Source organism: Citreimonas sp., from assembly GCF_042096055.1.
GTDB lineage: Bacteria > Pseudomonadota > Alphaproteobacteria > Rhodobacterales > Rhodobacteraceae > Citreimonas.
Map to the genome: position 1 here is coordinate 41,303 of NZ_JBELMH010000011.1, position 15,415 is coordinate 56,717.

At 70.0% G+C, this 15,415-nt stretch carries 15 protein-coding genes and 1 pseudogene; 4 read left to right on the plus strand and 12 right to left on the minus strand.

Annotated features, from left to right (window positions below; genetic code table 11):
- From ACFDTC_RS04660 to smc, 4 genes are all read right to left on the minus strand, one after another.
- Window positions 1–850, minus strand: an 850-nt coding sequence (locus tag ACFDTC_RS04660) for an alpha-D-ribose 1-methylphosphonate 5-triphosphate diphosphatase (RefSeq protein WP_375257710.1), incomplete at its 3' end; no start/stop codon positions are given.
- Window positions 840–1,610, minus strand: coding sequence for an esterase/lipase family protein (locus tag ACFDTC_RS04665; protein WP_375257711.1), 771 nt, complete (start codon window positions 1,608–1,610; stop codon window positions 840–842). The genes ACFDTC_RS04665 and ACFDTC_RS04660, both read right to left, overlap by 11 nt.
- 58 nt (window positions 1,611–1,668) lie before the next feature.
- Window positions 1,669–2,505, minus strand: a complete 837-nt coding sequence (locus ACFDTC_RS04670; RefSeq protein ID WP_375257712.1) for a DMT family transporter — start codon at window positions 2,503–2,505, stop codon at window positions 1,669–1,671.
- A gap of 247 nt (window positions 2,506–2,752) precedes the next feature.
- Window positions 2,753–6,208: a chromosome segregation protein SMC gene (gene smc / locus ACFDTC_RS04675; RefSeq protein ID WP_375257713.1), complete on the minus strand. Its 3,456-nt coding sequence runs from the start codon at window positions 6,206–6,208 to the stop codon at window positions 2,753–2,755.
- A gap of 18 nt (window positions 6,209–6,226) precedes the next feature.
- Here smc and ACFDTC_RS04680 point away from each other — a divergent pair, with 18 nt between their 5' ends.
- Window positions 6,227–6,811, plus strand: a complete 585-nt coding sequence (locus ACFDTC_RS04680) for a GNAT family N-acetyltransferase (RefSeq protein WP_375257714.1) — start codon at window positions 6,227–6,229, stop codon at window positions 6,809–6,811.
- A 645-nt stretch (window positions 6,812–7,456) separates the two neighbouring features.
- On the opposite strand, the gene ACFDTC_RS04685 is transcribed toward ACFDTC_RS04680, so the two are convergent.
- The 6 genes from ACFDTC_RS04685 to ACFDTC_RS04710 all read right to left on the minus strand — a co-directional run bounded on the left by ACFDTC_RS04685 (window position 7,457) and on the right by ACFDTC_RS04710 (window position 10,996).
- A complete protein-coding gene (locus tag ACFDTC_RS04685) occupies window positions 7,457–8,266 on the minus strand; it encodes a division plane positioning ATPase MipZ (protein ID WP_375257715.1) in 810 nt (269 codons plus the stop codon).
- 127 nt (window positions 8,267–8,393) lie between these two features.
- The gene (locus ACFDTC_RS04690; protein WP_375257716.1) at window positions 8,394–8,954 is read right to left on the minus strand and encodes a F0F1 ATP synthase subunit B; all 561 of its coding nucleotides are present in this window, start codon (window positions 8,952–8,954) and stop codon (window positions 8,394–8,396) included.
- 3 nt (window positions 8,955–8,957) lie between these two features.
- The gene (locus tag ACFDTC_RS04695) at window positions 8,958–9,503 is read right to left on the minus strand and encodes a F0F1 ATP synthase subunit B' (protein WP_375257717.1); all 546 of its coding nucleotides are present in this window, start codon (window positions 9,501–9,503) and stop codon (window positions 8,958–8,960) included.
- An 81-nt stretch (window positions 9,504–9,584) separates the two neighbouring features.
- Complete coding sequence (locus ACFDTC_RS04700) at window positions 9,585–9,809, minus strand: F0F1 ATP synthase subunit C (RefSeq protein WP_009505655.1); 225 nt, start codon at window positions 9,807–9,809, stop codon at window positions 9,585–9,587.
- 70 nt (window positions 9,810–9,879) lie between these two features.
- A complete protein-coding gene (locus ACFDTC_RS04705; RefSeq protein ID WP_375257718.1) occupies window positions 9,880–10,638 on the minus strand; it encodes a F0F1 ATP synthase subunit A in 759 nt (252 codons plus the stop codon).
- Window positions 10,628–10,996, minus strand: a complete 369-nt coding sequence (locus tag ACFDTC_RS04710) for an AtpZ/AtpI family protein (protein ID WP_375257719.1) — start codon at window positions 10,994–10,996, stop codon at window positions 10,628–10,630. Before ACFDTC_RS04710 ends, ACFDTC_RS04705 begins: the two co-directional genes overlap by 11 nt.
- Before the next feature lie 251 nt (window positions 10,997–11,247).
- Between ACFDTC_RS04710 and ACFDTC_RS04715 the strand changes: the two genes are divergently transcribed.
- Complete coding sequence (locus ACFDTC_RS04715) at window positions 11,248–11,583, plus strand: ArsR/SmtB family transcription factor (RefSeq protein ID WP_375257720.1); 336 nt, start codon at window positions 11,248–11,250, stop codon at window positions 11,581–11,583.
- A gap of 9 nt (window positions 11,584–11,592) precedes the next feature.
- Here the strand turns inward: ACFDTC_RS04715 and ACFDTC_RS04720 are convergent, their stop codons facing one another.
- Window positions 11,593–12,477 (minus strand): DMT family transporter, encoded by an 885-nt coding sequence (locus tag ACFDTC_RS04720; protein WP_375257721.1) that lies wholly within the window; start codon window positions 12,475–12,477, stop codon window positions 11,593–11,595.
- Entirely contained in the window at window positions 12,474–13,352 is an 879-nt protein-coding gene (locus ACFDTC_RS04725) for a LysR family transcriptional regulator (protein ID WP_375257722.1), read from the minus strand. Before ACFDTC_RS04725 ends, ACFDTC_RS04720 begins: the two co-directional genes overlap by 4 nt.
- A gap of 325 nt (window positions 13,353–13,677) precedes the next feature.
- Between ACFDTC_RS04725 and ffh the strand changes: the two genes are divergently transcribed.
- Both ffh and ACFDTC_RS04735 read left to right on the plus strand, forming a co-directional pair.
- On the plus strand, window positions 13,678–15,171 hold the full coding sequence (ffh, locus tag ACFDTC_RS04730; protein WP_375257723.1) for a signal recognition particle protein: 1,494 nt from the start codon (window positions 13,678–13,680) through the stop codon (window positions 15,169–15,171).
- Window positions 15,172–15,182: 11 nt separating this feature from the next.
- A pseudogene (locus tag ACFDTC_RS04735) lies at window positions 15,183–15,415 on the plus strand (hypothetical protein); the annotation flags it as partial.

The window sequence follows — 15,415 nt, forward strand, 5'->3', positions numbered from 1 at the left end:
CCAGCGCCGAGGCATTGCCCGCATGGCTCGCCCCGCGCACCACGTTGGGCGCGCCCAGCACGATCGCGTCGCCGCCGTCGCGGGCGGCGCGCGCGGCCTCGGCCGTCTCGGGGAACTCGGACACGCGCACGCCCCGCGCGCGCCACGCGGTGCGATCCCCGGCGGTGCGGTCGTCGTGGCTGCCCATCGCGATGCCCCCGTCCGCCAGCCGCGCGCACAGCGCATCCAGCGCCGCCGGAACCCGGTCGGACGCATCGTGCAGCGCCTGCATCAGCGCCAGGTGCGCCTCGGGGTTGCGGCCCGACTTCAGCGCTTGGCCGGTCAGCCGCTGCGGCCGGCGCCCCTCGGCCAGTCGCGCGTGGGGCAGGTGATCGTTGAACACCACCATCGGGATGCCGAACCGGTCGATCATCGCCTCGGCCCGCCCGAACGCCTCCAGATAATGCGTCTCGAGCCGCATCTGCAGGCGCAGGTCCACCGGCACGGTGGGTGCCACGGCGGCGACGGCGGAAAACACCTCCTCGGCGAAGTCGGGCCCGCGCATGCCGCCCTCCCACGACCAGAACTGCGCCAGCACCGCCGTCGTGATCCCGTTGGCGGCAAGCTCGGCCGCCACGGCGACGACGCCCGCGTCCCGCTCGCGCAGCGCACCGCGCCGGGGCGCCATGTGCCGCTCGAACCCGTCGCCATGCGCGTCGACGATGCCGGCGCGGATTTCGTAGCCGCTCAGGTCGATCCGCCGCCCGGCCGCGCGTTCCGCGATGCGGCCTCCGGCCACCGACACCGGCGCGTCGTCCCAGCCGTCCGGCCGCAGGACCCGCGCGCCCTCCAGCGTCATCTCAATCGGCATCGCTCTCCTCGGGGCACAGCCCCAGCAGGCAGGCCAGCTGCTGCACCGGAAAGTACTCGGTCCAGTCCAGGTCCGGATCGAACCGCCCCTCTTCGAGGAACAGCGCCGTCTGCGCCATGACCACCGGCGACTGCATCATGAAGGTGTGCGTGACCGGCAAAGTGATATGCGCGTCCATGCCCTCGACCGCCGTCGCCTGGACCGAGACCTTGCCGTCGTCCACGCCCGGGATGATCGCCGAGAACGCGGGATTAAGCGTCTGCGACCCCGCGATCACGCCTAGCGTAAAATCGACCGGCGGCAGCATCTGCGGCAGGTCCTGCGGCCCGGTGCCCAGCTGCTGGCCGGCCGGCCCGTTCATCCATTCGAAGATTTCCAGCCCGCCCAGCTCGTCCACCAGCTCGCTGCCGTGGTTCGGCGGCGCCAGCATGACGACGCGGCCCAGACGCTCGGGCCGGTGATCGTGCAGCCAGAAGCGCAGCAGGATGCCGCCCATGGAATGCGTGACGAAATGGATCCGGCGCGCCCCGCACCGCGCGATGGCGTCCGGCAGCACGTCGTCCGCCAGCGCCTGCACCCGCGCCTGGGTCGACGGGTAGCCGGGCGTCAGCACGTAGTAGCCGCGCATCCGCAGGAACTGCCCCATCAAGGCCATCGAGTATTCCGTCCGGGCCAGCCCGTGCAGCACCACGACGCAATCCCGCGCCGCGGCGGGCGCCGCGAACATCGTCAGGCACAGCACGAAGACGAGGCGGGTCATGCCTTCGGGGATACCGCCGGGGCGGAGGCTGTGAAAGCGAAAACGGACCCGGCCCGCCTCAGCGGCGCAGCACCGACAGCCCGACGCCGCCCAGAACGACGGCCCCGGCCAGCAATGCGTCGGCGCCGGGCACTTCGCCCAGCAGCACGGCCCCGCCCGCCATCGCGATGACCGGCACGGTCAGCTGCGCGATCGCCGCCACCGTGCCCGGGATGCGCGGCAGCACCGAATACCACAGCGCGTATCCCATCCCCGAGGCGACCGCCCCCGACACCACGGCAAGGCCCAACCCCAGCGGCGTCGCCGGCTCGAACGCGCCCGGCAGGGCACCGGCCAGCACCAGCCCGGCGGGCGCGGCCAGCAGGAAATTCGCCATCGTGGCCGCCAGCGGGTCCGTGGATGCGCGCCCGGCCAGCGAATACACGCCCCAGCCCGCGCCCGCCGCGACCATGGCGAAGGCGTGCGGCAGGCTGACAGACACGCCGGCGCCGGGCCACAGCAGCCACGCCAGCCCACACAGCGCGACCGCCGCGCCGGCCCAGCGCAACGCGGGCGGCCGCTCGCCCTGCACCAGCGCGCCGGCGAACATGGTGATCTGCACGCAGCCGAACAGGATCAGCGCGCCAAGGCCCGCGTCCAGCGCCTGGTACGCAAAGGAAAAGCCGAAGATGTAGACGAACAGCCCCGCGACGCCCGGCACCCGTCCCGGCCCGCCCAAGGCCGGCCTGCGCCGCAACAGAAGCACCAGCGCCAGCAGCACGCAGGCCCCGGCGCCAAGGCGCACGGCGCCGAACGCCATCGCGCCAAGCTCGCCCGCGCCCACCGCCGCACGGTTGAGGACCGAGTTCGCCGCGAAGGAGGTCATCGTCAGGGCGATCAGCAGGAACAGGCGCATGGCCCCCGGCTTACGCCACCGCGAAGGCGCGCGCCAGCCGCCGCCCCGCACCTTCCCTTTGGCAAGAATACTCCGGGGGAGCCGCCGTCAGGCGGCGGGGGCAGAGCCCCAAAAGCGCGCCGTCGACCCCGCGCGCGACGGGCCCCGAAACAGCCCAATCCTTAAGAGAGCCTGAATCCGTCTCTGCAAGCAATTGATTTCATTGACGCGACTCGATGTCCCATCGTGGGACACCTCCCGGGGGCGTTCAGGCCACCATGTCCTCGGCCCGCTTCAGATCGACCGAGACGAGTTGGCTGACGCCCTGCTCCTGCATGGTCACGCCGAACAGCCGGTCCATCCGCGCCATCGTCACCGCGTGGTGCGTGATGATCAGGAACCGCGTGTCGGTGCGGCGGCACATCTCGTCCAGCATGTCGCACAGCCGCGTCACGTTCGCGTCGTCCAGCGGCGCGTCGACCTCGTCCAGCACGCAGATCGGCGCGGGGTTGGCCAGGAACACGCCGAAGATCAGCGCCAGCGCCGTCAGCGTCTGCTCGCCGCCCGACAGCAGCGACAGGACCGACAGCTTCTTGCCCGGCGGCTGGCACATGATCTCGAGACCCGCCTCCAGCGGGTCGTCGCTTTCGACCATCACCAGGTTCGCCTCGCCACCGCCGAAAAGGTGCCGGAACAGCATCGAGAAATTGGCGTTCACCTGCTCGAACGCCGTCAGCAGCCGTTCGCGCCCCTCGCGGTTGAGGCTGGCGATCCCGCTGCGCAGTGTGGCGACGGCCTCCTCGAGGTCGCGCTTTTCCTCGGCCAGCGTGTCGCGTTCGGTGCGGATCTCGACCGCGTCTTCCTCGGCCCGCAGGTTCACCGCACCCAATGCGTCGCGCGCGCGTTTCAGCCGGCTCACCTCGGTCTCGAGCGTGTCCGAATCCGGGATCGCGTCGGGGTCGGTGGCCAGCCGGTCCAGCAGCCGCGCCGGCGTGGTCTCGAGCTCGTCCTCGATGCGCGCGGCGGTCGCCTGGACGGTCTCGCGCGCGGCCTCGGTCCGGGCCTGCGCCGCGGCCCGTGCCTCGCGCGCCTCGCCGGCCAGCCGTTCGGCGTCGCGCTCGGCCATGACGGCGGCGCGCAGCGCGGTTTCGGCCGCGGTCAGCGCGTCGGATGCGGCCGCGCGGCGGTCCTCGGCGGTGTCGATCGCCTCGGCCAGCTCGGCGCGGCGCGCGGCGATCGCGGCGGGCGCGTCGGCGGCCTCGTCCAGCTCGGCCTGCGCGTCGTCGCGCCGGTCGGCCAGTTCGCGGGCCCGAGTCTCGGCCGTGGTCAGCCGGTGCCGCCAACCCGACAGCTCCTTCGTCACCGTCTGGGACCGCGCGGTGCGCGCCTGCCCCTCGCGGCGCAACTCGTCATGCGCCGAACGCCGCGCCATCATCGTCATGCGCGCGGCCTCGACGGTGATGCGCAGATCCTCGACCAGCGCGCGCGCCTCATCCAGATCGCCCAGATCCGCCAGCGCGCGCTCGGCCTCGGCCATCTGCGTGCGGGCGGCGGTCGCCTCGTCCTCGTGGCGCTGCACGGCCATCGACAGGCTTTCCAGCTTGCCCTCGGCCATGTCGCGGTCGGCCTCGGCCCGCGACTGGGCGCGCGTCGCGTCGGTCAGCGCGGCGTCGGCGGCACGGCGGGCCTCGCGCGCGGCGCGATCGGCCTCGGCCTGCTCGGCAAGCGCGGCGGCCAGCGCCTCGTGCGCGGCACGGGCACCCTCCAGCTTCGCGTCGGCCTCGGCCAACTCGTGCTTGAGCGCTTCCAGACGGTTGATCTGTTCCAGCCGCAGCGCGGCGGCCGAGGGCTGATCCTCGGCCCAGGCACGGTAGCCGTCCCAGCGCCACATGTCGCCGCGCCGGCTCACCAGTCGTTGGCCGGGTTTCAGAGCCGCCTGCAGGCCGGGGCCCTCGTCGGCGTCGACCAGCCCGATCTGGCCCATCCGGCGCCCTAGCACCTCGGGGACCGAGACGTGCTGCGCCAGCGACGTCACCCCGGCCGGCAGCGGCTGGTCCGCCTCGTAGGGCGGCAGCACCGCCCAGCCGGACGGGCCGTCGGCGTCGACCTCGGGCGCGCGCAACTCGTCCGCGAGCGCGGCGCCAAGCGCCTTCTCGAAGCCCTGTTCGACCTGCAGCCGGTCGAGGATCTGGCCCCCCTCGGCCGTGTCGCGCTCCAGCAGCCGGGCCAGGGCGGTGACCTCTGCCGACAGGGCTGTCGTCTCGCCCTCGGCGGCCGAGCGTTCGGCGCGCGCCTCGGCCTCGCGCGACTGGGTCTCGCCGCGGGCGGTCTCGGCGTCGGCCAGCGCGGCTTCGGCGTCTTCGGTCATGGCCTGGGCTTCCTCGGCCCGCTCGGTCGCGGCCTCGGCGGCGATGCGGCTTTCGGCCAGCGTCTTCTTCGCGGCGTCCATCGCCTCGCGCGCGCGCGAGGCCTCGCCCTCGGAGCGGTCGAGCGTCTTGCGGCAATCGGCCTGCAGCCGCTGTGCCGACTGGTGCCGCGCGGCCAGGCGGGCGACGTTCTCGGTCCGCGCGGCCAGATCCGCCTCGCGCTCGGCCAGGACGGAGGCGGCCTCGGACGCGGCTTCGGCCGCTTCGGCCAGCGCATCGTCGTGGCCCTCGGCGGCGCGGGCCAGTTCGCGGGCTTCCCATTCCAGCCGCTCGATCGTCTCGCCCGCGTCGCGGTTCAGCCCGGCCTCGCGCTCCATGTCGCGACCCAGCTGGTCGATGCGCCCGCGCAGCGTGGCGATGCGCTCTTGCGCGCGGGTCTCGTCGGCGTCGAGTGCGTCGCGCTGGACGGTCAGGCGCTGCAGGATCGCGCTGGCGACGGCCTCTTCCTCGCGCAGCGGCGGCAGCGCCTCCTCGGCCGAAGCATGGGCGGCTTCGGTCTCGCGTGCGGCGGCCTCGGCGCGGGCGGCCTCGGTCAGGCGTTCACGCAGCACCGCCTCGGCGGCCAGTCGGGCGACGTCGGCTTCGTGCCAGCGGCGGTACAGCAGCAGCCCCTCGGCGCGGCGCAGCTCTTCGCCGATCGCCCGGTAACGCGCGGCCTGCTTGGCCTGGCGGTCGAGCGTCGCCAGCTGCGCGGTCAGCTGTTCCAGCACGTCATCGACGCGGGTCAGGTTGGTCTCGGTGTTCTTCAGCTTCAGCTCGGCCTCGTGCCGGCGCTGGTAGAGCCCCGCGATCCCGGCGGCATCCTCAAGCACCCGCCGGCGGTTCCTGGGCTTGGCGTTGATCAGCTCGCTGATCTGCCCCTGCCGGACCAGCGCGGGCGAATGTGCCCCGGTCGAGGCGTCGGCGAACAGCATCGTCACGTCGCGCGCGCGGCTGTCCTTGCCGTTCACCTTGTAGGCGCTGCCCACGTCGCGGGTGATGCGGCGGATGATCTCCAGATGATCGCTGCCGTTGAACCCGGCGGGCGCCAGGCGGTCGGCGTTGTCGATGTGCAGCGCGACCTCGGCGAAGTTTCGCGCCGGCCGGGTCGAGGCACCGGCGAAGATCACGTCCTCCATCCCGCCGCCGCGCATCGCGGTGGGGCGGTTCTCGCCCATCACCCAGCGCAGGGCCTCCAGCAAGTTGGACTTGCCGCAGCCGTTGGGCCCGACCACGCCGGTCAGCCCGTCGCCGATCAGCAGGTCTGTCGGGTCGACGAAGCTCTTGAATCCGGTCAGGCGCAGCTTGCTGAAGCGCAACTTGGTCTCCCACGGGTTGTGCTCAGGGTGCCGTCTGCGGCGGCGCCCTGTCAACGGCGAACGCCGCGTATCTGGCGGGCGGGCGCATGTTCTCCACAAGATATTGCGTTTTTTCGGCGCGCCGCGCAGGGTTTTGCCGACGAAAGGGACAGGCCCATGATCATCCAGCGCGACACCCCGCACGACCCCGCTGCTGCGGCGCTTCTCAGGCAGAGCCACGCGCTGATGCAATCGCTTTTTCCGGAGGAAGCGAACCATTTCCTGTCGCTCGACGCGCTGGCCGCACCCGGGATCGTGTTCCTGACCGCACGCGACGGCGATGCGGTGCTGGGAACCGGCGCGATGGCTGACCACGGGACCTATGGCGAAGTCAAATCGATATTCACCGCCGCAGAGGCCCGCGGTCGGGGCGTGGCGCAGGCGATCCTGGAGCGGATCGAGCAAGAGGCGCGCGCCAAGGGCCTGCCGGTCCTGCGGCTGGAAACCGGAACCGGGCTGGACGCGGCGCACCGGCTTTATCGTCGCGCGGGGTTCGAGCCGCGTGGCCCCTTCGGCGACTACGAAGCCGGGCCTTACAGCCTCTTTTTCGAGAAGCGCCTCTAGAGCCGCGCGCAGTCGAGCGCGCCGGTCGTCCAGTCGCCGACTGCCGCCAATCGACCAGTTCGCACAGCAGAACGCGCGAGCGTTGCGGGATCTTCGGCGCGGGCGCGTCGCCGCAGGCAAGGCCCATAACCATCATCGCCGGGTCGCCCTGCACCCAGGCGACCGTGCAGCCGGGCCGTTCGGCCTGCGCCGCCAGCGCGGCGCGCCGGGCGATGACGTCGAATTTCGGCAGCCATTCGGGCGAGGTGCGGATCGCCTCGGCCAGCGGGCCGTTGAAGCGCAGGGTGAAGCGCGAGCCGTCGTAGTCGCGGCTGACCGCCTCGGCGCCGCGAAAGCCGGGGCCGGCGGTGTCGCAGGCGGCGAGGGTCAGGAGAAGCAGGACGAGCATGGCGCGCATGGTCGTCACGGTGCGCGCAACAGGGTTAACGGCAGGTTAACGCCCGGCGTCGTCATCCCGTGGCGCGCGCCGCAGTTCCCGCAGCGCCCAAAGCGCCGTGCCGCCGAAGAAGACGCCCGCGATGCCCATTACCTCGAAAAGCGCGGGACCCGAGGGGATGCCGCGCACGACAAGCGCTACGCCGAGCAGAACCAGACCGCCCAGGCTGAACCACAGGCGAAAGCGCAGCTCCTTGCGGCGGGCGGGACTCAGAACTTCACCTTCACGCCGGGCAGCTCGAGCGCCTTCAGAAGGTCGCGCAGCTCTTGCCGTGCGGCGACGTTCGAGATCGACAGCGACCGCACGCCCACGTCGCGCAGGTCGAGCAGGGTCAGGCCGCGCGGGAACAGCTCGCGGAACACGACGCGTTCGGAAAAGCCGGGCGCCACGCGAAAGCCGATGCGCTTGGCGAGCTTGGCCAGCGCCTGTTCCATCTTGGCCTTGTTGATCATCTGCTGGGCACCGACGCGGTTGCGCAGCACGACCCAATCCGCGGGCTTCAGCCCGGCCTTGGCGCGCAGCTGGCGCGCGGTCCAGACCATCTCGGCATAGACCGAGGGGCCCAGGATCTTCTCGCTGTCGTGGTCGATGCGGGCGAGCAGGTCGAAATCGACGAAGCTGTCGTTGAGGGGCGTGACCAGCGTGTCGGCCATCGCGTGCGCCGCCTGCGCCAGCCGGGTGTGCGAGCCGGGACAGTCGATCAGGACGAAATCGGCGTCGCGCTCCAGCGTAGAGACCCCGTTGGCGATGCGGTAATCGTTCGGGTTCTCGCCTTCGGGGACATCGGTCGGGTCGACCTCGGGCAGGTCGATCCAGGTGGGGCTTGGCAATTCGCGGTTCTCGGATGCCAGGAACCGCGCCCGGTTCTGCAGGTACCGCACCAGGCTTTTCTGCCGCAGGTCCAGATCGAGCACGCCGACCTTGAAGCCCAGCCGCGCGAGCGCGGTCGCGATGTGCATCGAGACGGTGGACTTGCCCGCGCCGCCCTTTTCGTTGCCGACCACGATGATATGCGCCATGGCGCGTCGCTCTCCCGAGTTGGTGCGCGGTGTTCCGCCGATGCGGTAAAGCGGTGCTTGGCACAGAAAAGGCCCGGCGCAAAGGCCGGGCCTCGGGTCAATCGCAAGGATTGTCCGCAGTGAGTCTTCAGTGCAGCTTGGCGCCCACTTCGTCGATCGACCGGTCGATCAGCCGGCGGGATTCCTCTTCGCTCATCTGCTCGGACACGACGTCGCGCGCGGCTGCGATGGCCACGGCGATGGCGCGGTCGCGAACCTCGCGCACGGCCTTCGCCTCGGCCGAGGCGATCTGGCTTTCGGCCGCGGCCATGCGCCGATCGACCGAGTCGCGCATGTCTTCCTTGGCGGCCTCGGCGGCGCGCTCGGCCTCTTCACGGGCCTGGGCGACGATGCGATCTGCCTGGGCCTGCGTTTCCTTGTGCTTGCGCTCGAAGCTGGCCAGCAGGGCCTGGGCTTCTTCGCGCAAGCCGCGGGCCTCGTCCAGTTCCGACCGGATGCCTTCGGCACGCTTGTCGAGCATGCCCGCCAGCAGGCCGGGAACCTTGAAGTACAGCAGGATCGCCAGGAAGACGATGAAGCCGATCAGCACCACGAAGTCGGTGTTCCGCAGCGTGAAGAAGCCGTACTCGGACGCCGCGAAGGCCGGGCTGGCCGTCAGAAGTGCTGCGGGAAGGATCAGGTGGCGCATGGCTTATCCTTTCATCCGCTGGTCGACGGCTGCGTCGATCTTGCCCTGGTCGGCCTGCTGGCCGAGGGCGGCGACCAATGCGGCTGCCGTGTCCTTGGCGACCGCCTCGACGTTCTCCAGCGCCGTGGCGCGGATTTCCGAGATGGTCTTTTCCGACTCGGCGGTCTTTTCGGCGATCTGCGCGTCGGCGGCTTCCATTGCCTTGGCAAGCTCGGCCTTGATCTCGTCGCGGGTGCGCTGCGCGATGGCCTGCGCTTCGGCACGCGCATCGGCGAGGGCCTTCTCGTAGGCCTGCTCGGCGTCGGCGGCTTTTTTCTTGAGGTCTTCGGCCGCGGCGATGTCGTTAGAGATCGTGCCCTGCCGTTCCGAAAGCACCGCTGCGATGCGCGGCAGCGCGATCCGGCTGAGGATCAGGTAGATCACGACCAGCGTGACGACAAGCCAGAAGATTTGGTTCGGGAACCAGTCAGCGCAAAGCTGAGGCATGCCGATGGCGCTGCCATCCATGCCCACACAGCTGCTGACCAACCCTTGGGTCTCGGTCGCCATGGCGTCCTCCGTCGGACCTGTTCATACCATCGGGCGGCCGTGGGGTCACGGCCGCCCGCGCGTAAGGATGAATGCCGTGGCTTAGACGGCGAACATCAGCAGCAGGGCGACCAGGAACGAGAAGATGCCCAGAGCTTCGGCGAAGGCGATGCCGATGAACAGCGTCGCGGTCTGCGAAGCGGCCGCCGACGGGTTGCGCAGCGCGCCGGACAGGAAGTTGGCGGCGACGTTGCCCACGCCGAGCGCGGCGAGACCCGTGCCGAGACCTGCGAGACCTGCGCCGATGTGTGCGAGTTGACCTTCCATGGGGGTATCTCCTTACGTCTGGAAGTTGGGGGTTCTGTCGATTTGCGGGTCGGACCGGGGTCCGGGGCCGTCAGTGATGCGGATGAAGCGCGTCCTTGAGATAGACGCAGGTCAGGATCGTGAAGACATAGGCCTGGATGAAGGCCACGAGGATCTCGAGCCCGTACATCGCGACGATGCCGAGCACCGCCAGCGGCGACACCGCGACCAGCGCCGCGAAGCCCGCGAAGACTTTGATCACCGCGTGGCCGGCCATCAGGTTGCCGGCAAGACGGATGGAGTGGCTGACCGGGCGCACGAAGTACGAGATGAGCTCGATGATCATCAGCACCGGGCGGATCGCCAGCGGCGCCGAGGTCGGCCAGAAGAGATACAGGAACTTGGTGCCGTTCAGCACGAAGCCCAGGATCGTCACCGCCAGGAACACCGCCAGCGCCAGCACGACCGTCACCGCGAAGTGCGACGTGGTGGTGAAGGCGGTCGGGATCAGGCCAAGGAAGTTGGCGAAGACGATGTAGAGGAACAGCGTGAAGATGTAGGGGAAGTACTTCAGCCCCTCCTTGCCGGTCACGTCCTCGACCATCTTGTAGATGAAGCCATAGGCCAGTTCGGCCACCGACTGGGTGCGGGTCGGGATCACGGCGCGTTTCGAGGTGCCGAGAACCATCAGCGCGACGATGCAGACGACGGCCAGCGCCATCCACAGCGTGACGTTGGTGATGGTGAACATGCCCACTGCGCCGGCGCCAAACAGCGGTTCGACGATGAACTGGTCCATCGGGTGGAAAACCAGACCGCCGCTTTCGCCGGTAACGTCTTCAGTCGCCATCCTGTTTCCCCTCGTGCGTGGCGCCGGCGGCGCCGTTCTTCTGCCCCGCCTCGCGGGCGTCCTGTTTCACCTGCACCTCGCGCGCGGTGCGGATCATCACGTTGATCCCCGCGGCGATGCCCAGCAGCGTGAACACCAGCATGAACCACGGACCGGTATCCAGAAACCGGTCGAGGCCGTAGCCGATGCCGAAGCCGATCCCCAGACCGGCCACCATTTCCGTCACCATCCGCCAGGCGATCTGCGCCTGCGAGTAGTGTTCCTCGTGATGGGCCTTTTCGCCCGTCGCCGCCGCACGGCGCGCGGCAAGCTTCTTTTCCAGCTCGTCCAGCCTGCGCCTGGGATCGGTCTCGGTCACGCGAAAGCCCCACCCGAAGTGTCGCGGTGTTGCTATGCGCAGGCTCGCGACGAGTCAACCGCCATGCGGACGGGCGGCGGAGCGGCCTAATAATCTGATATTGCTGAGGTATTTTTGGCGCATTTTAAGACGGGTCTTTGCGTCATCGTCGCTCGTCCGGGCCCGAGCGGCGTTGCGGCATATTCAACTATCCGGTTGAACATGCTGCGCGAGGGCTTGACCGGCCCGCCACGCGGCGCCTTATGCGTCGCATGGCCCCCTCGCTCGACATCGTGTTCGCGGCGCTTGCCGACCCGACCCGCCGCCGCATCCTGTCGATGCTGCTCGAGGACGACATGGCGGTGACCGACGTGGCCGCGCCGTTCGACATGTCGCTGGCCGCGATCTCGAAGCACCTCGGCATCCTCGCCGGCGCCGGCCTGATCAGCCAGGAAAAGCGCGGCCGCGTGAAGTGGTGCGCGCTGGAGCCCGACGCCCTGCGCGAGGCCAGCATCTGGATGCAGGGCTTCGGCCAGTTCGAGGCGGTCAACCTGGACGCATTCGAGCGGTTCCTGCGTCACGAGGGCCTGTCGCGCGAAGACGGCTGAGCGACCGGCTCAGGCGGTTTCCTCGCGCAGCAGCATCAACAGCGCCAGCGCGGTCAGAGCGACGCCCGGCAGCATCATCGCCTGCGGCGTGCCCTGGCGCATGGCGATCTCCCACAGGATGACCCAGCTGGGGGTGAGATAGGTGTACGCCATCACCTTGGCCGACGGCAGCCGGAAGGTGGCGTAGCGCACCAGCGAGAACGACAGCGCCGTCGCCGCGATCGCGGTATAGCCGATGGTCCACCACACGATCGCCGGCAGCTCGGCCCAAGGCGTGGCAACCATGCGCGGGCCCGACCATAGCGCCAGCAGCACCGCGCCCACGGTCAGGATCGCCGCGGTCAGCGCGGCGGCGGGCTCGCCCCGGTTGAAGCGGCGCAGCAGCGGCGCGTAAAGCGCGTGGCCGACCACGCCCCAGAAGAAGATCGCCTCGCCCCGGCCGATGGCGAAGGCGGCCAGCGCCTGCGGGCTGCCGTCGAAGATGACCCACAGCGCACCGGCACCCCCAATGACGATGGCCGCGGCCATCCACAGCGTCGTCACCTGCGACAGCAACAGGTAGCCGAACACCGCAGACAGCGCCGGGTTGAGCGTGAAGACCGCCGACATGCTGACCGGCTCGGCGGTCTTCAGGCCCTCGAACATGGTCACGAAGTAGGCCGCGAACAGTGCGGCCACGATCAGGTAGCGCCAGGGCGCGGCGAACATCGTGCGCGGAACGCCGGTGGTCGCCAGCGCGATCGCCCACATCGCCGCGGCCGCCAGCGCGAAGCGCACGGCGTTCAGAGCGGCGGGGTCGACGAACGGCGCGGCCATGCCGCCCAGGCTGAAGGATCCCGCCACCAGCGCCGAGAAGGCGAGCATGGCCAGATGGCCGCGTGCGGCCTCGGTCAACAGCTGGACCCTTCGGCGTAGTCCTTGAGGTGCTTCAGGAAGGCCTGCACCTTCGCGGTGCGGTGCAGGTCCACATGCGTCACCAGCCACAAGGGCGAGGTCCATTCGTCACGCGGCGGCATGATCTGGACGAGGTCGGGATAGGCCGCCGCCTCGCGCACCGCGAAGAAGCCGATGCCGGCGCCGGCCAGCACCGCCTGCTCGATGACGCGGCTGTCGACGCTGCGGAACGTGACGCGGTCATAGGGGATGGTGCGGCGCAGCCATTGCTGGAACGGCGCGCGCGCCTCGGGGTCGTCGTGCGCGACGAAGCGATGGGTCTTCAGCGCCTCGGCGTCCTGGGGCAGGCCGAACTGGTCGACGTAAGCCCGGCTGGCGTAGAGCGCGATGTCCTGGCGGGTGAAGGGCTGGACGACGTTGTCGGGCTCGTCCGGCTGGCGGCCGGCGCGCAGCGCGACATGCGCCTCGCCGTATTCCAGGCGGAATACACGTTCACCAGTCAACAGGCGCACGATCACGTCGGGATACGCCGCCTGAAAGCTGGTCAGCGCGCCCACCAGAAGCGGGGCGAAGTCGACCAGCGAGGTCACCATCAACTCGCCCGACACGTCGCTGCCGCGACCGCGGATGCGGCCCTCGAGCTGCTGGAACTGGTCGTCGGTCGTCTGCGCCACGCGCAGCAGGTCCTGCCCGGCCTCGGTGGCGGTGTAGCCGCGGGCGTGGCGTTGGAACAGCTTCACGCCCAGTCGGCGTTCCAAAGCGTCGATGTGGCGGATCACGGTGGCGTGGTGCACGCCCAGCGCCTCGGCTGCGCCGCTGACGGTGCCCATGCGGGCGACCTGGAATGCGGTGCGGATCTCGTCCCAGTTGTCCATTGTTCGCCTTGTGCGCTGGCTCACAGTTCTGCGGCGATACTGGCGATTGCGTTCGTGAATGCAAGGGGCGCGCCGCGCGGCCTTGACTCGGGCCGGCGGAGCGGCGTATGCGGCCCGCACATCCGGAATGGCAGGCGCCTTCCGGTCCCATGGGTATTGGCCCGGGATCGCCCTCCGTCAGCGCGTTGCGCCCACGGGGGCGTCCGTCGTTCGGGCCATCCTCCGCGACCGGGGCCGGCGTTTTGTCCGCCCGGGGTTTGTGAAGCACCGCCGCCGCGCCTACCTTCGGGCGTGACAAGGACGACAGGAAAGGGGGCCTGCCCTCATGTTCGAATCTCTCTCCGAACGTCTTGGCGGCGTATTCGACCGGCTGACCAAGCAGGGCGCGCTGTCCGAGGACGACGTCCGCGCCGCCCTGCGCGAGGTGCGCGTGGCCCTGCTCGAGGCCGACGTGTCGCTGCCGGTGGCGCGCAACTTCGTCAAATCCGTCGAGAAGAAGGCCACGGGCGCCGCGGTCACCCGCTCGATCACGCCGGGCCAGCAGGTCGTCAAGATCGTCCACGACGAGCTGATCGAGGTCCTGCGCGGCGAGGGCGAGCCCGGGTCCCTGCGCATCGACAGCCCGCCGTCGCCGATCCTGATGGTCGGCCTGCAGGGCGGCGGCAAGACGACGACCACCGCAAAGCTCGCCAAGCGGCTGAAGGAGCGCGACGGCAAGAAGGTCCTGATGGCCTCGCTCGACGTCAACCGCCCGGCGGCGATGGAGCAGCTGCAAATCCTCGGCACGCAGATTGGCGTCGACACCCTGCCCATCGTCAAGGGCGAGGATCCGGTGACGATCGCCAAGCGGGCGAAGACGCAGGCCTCGCTTGGCGGCTACGATGTCTACATGCTCGACACCGCGGGCCGCCTGTCGATCGACGAAGAGCTGATGGCACAGGTCGAGGCGGTGCGCGACGTCGCCAACCCGCGCGAGACGCTGCTGGTGGTCGACGGCCTGACCGGCCAGGACGCGGTGCACACGGCCGAGAACTTCGACGAACGCATCGGCATCTCCGGCGTCGTGCTGACGCGGATGGACGGCGACGGCCGTGGCGGCGCCGCACTGTCGATGCGCGCGATCACCGGCAAGCCGATCAAGTTCGTGGGCCTCGGCGAGAAGATGGACGCGCTCGAGACCTTCGAGCCCGAACGCGTCGCCGGCCGCATCCTCGGGATGGGCGACATCGTCGCGCTGGTCGAGCGTGCGCAGCAGACGCTCGAGGCCGAGCAGGCCGAGCGCATGATGAAGCGCTTCCAGAAGGGTCAGTTCAACATGAACGACCTCAAGGGCCAGCTCGAGCAGATGATGAAGATGGGCGGCATGGGCGCCATGCTGCAGATGATGCCCGGTGCCGCCAAGATGGCCAAGCAGCTGGACGAATCCGGCATGGACGACCGCATGCTCAAACAGCAGATCGCGCTGATCCAGTCGATGACCAAGGCCGAGCGCGCGAACCCCCAGATCCTGCAGGCGAGCCGCAAGAAGCGCATTGCCAAGGGCTCGGGCCTCGAGGTCAGCGATCTCAACAAGCTTCTCAAGATGCAGCGCCAGATGGCCGACATGATGAAGAAGATGGGCAAGATGGGCAAAGGCGGCGCGCTGAAGCAGGCGATGCGCGGCATGTTCGGCAAGGGCGGGATGCCGCCCGAGATGGCGAACATGGACCCCAAGGCGCTGGAGCAGGCGGCCCGGCAGATGGGCGGCCCGGGCGGGATGCCCGGCATGGGCGGCGGCGGGCTGCCGCCGGGGCTGAGCGGCTTCGGCAAGAAGAAGTGACGTTGGACGGGATGCATATCCCGGCGGCTTCGGTCGCCTATGGCCACGGGCGCTACGCGTCCGGGGCGCTGACGCATGCGCCTCGTGTCGAGTCCGAGCGCCTGATCCTGCGCGGCCCCGAGCGCGGTGACATCGAGCATGTCGTGGCCTTCCTGATGGATGCCGAGCATGCCGAGGGGTTCGGCCACATCCCGCAGCGCGGCGACGCGTGGCGCTGGTTCGCGATGCTGGTCGGCCACTGGCA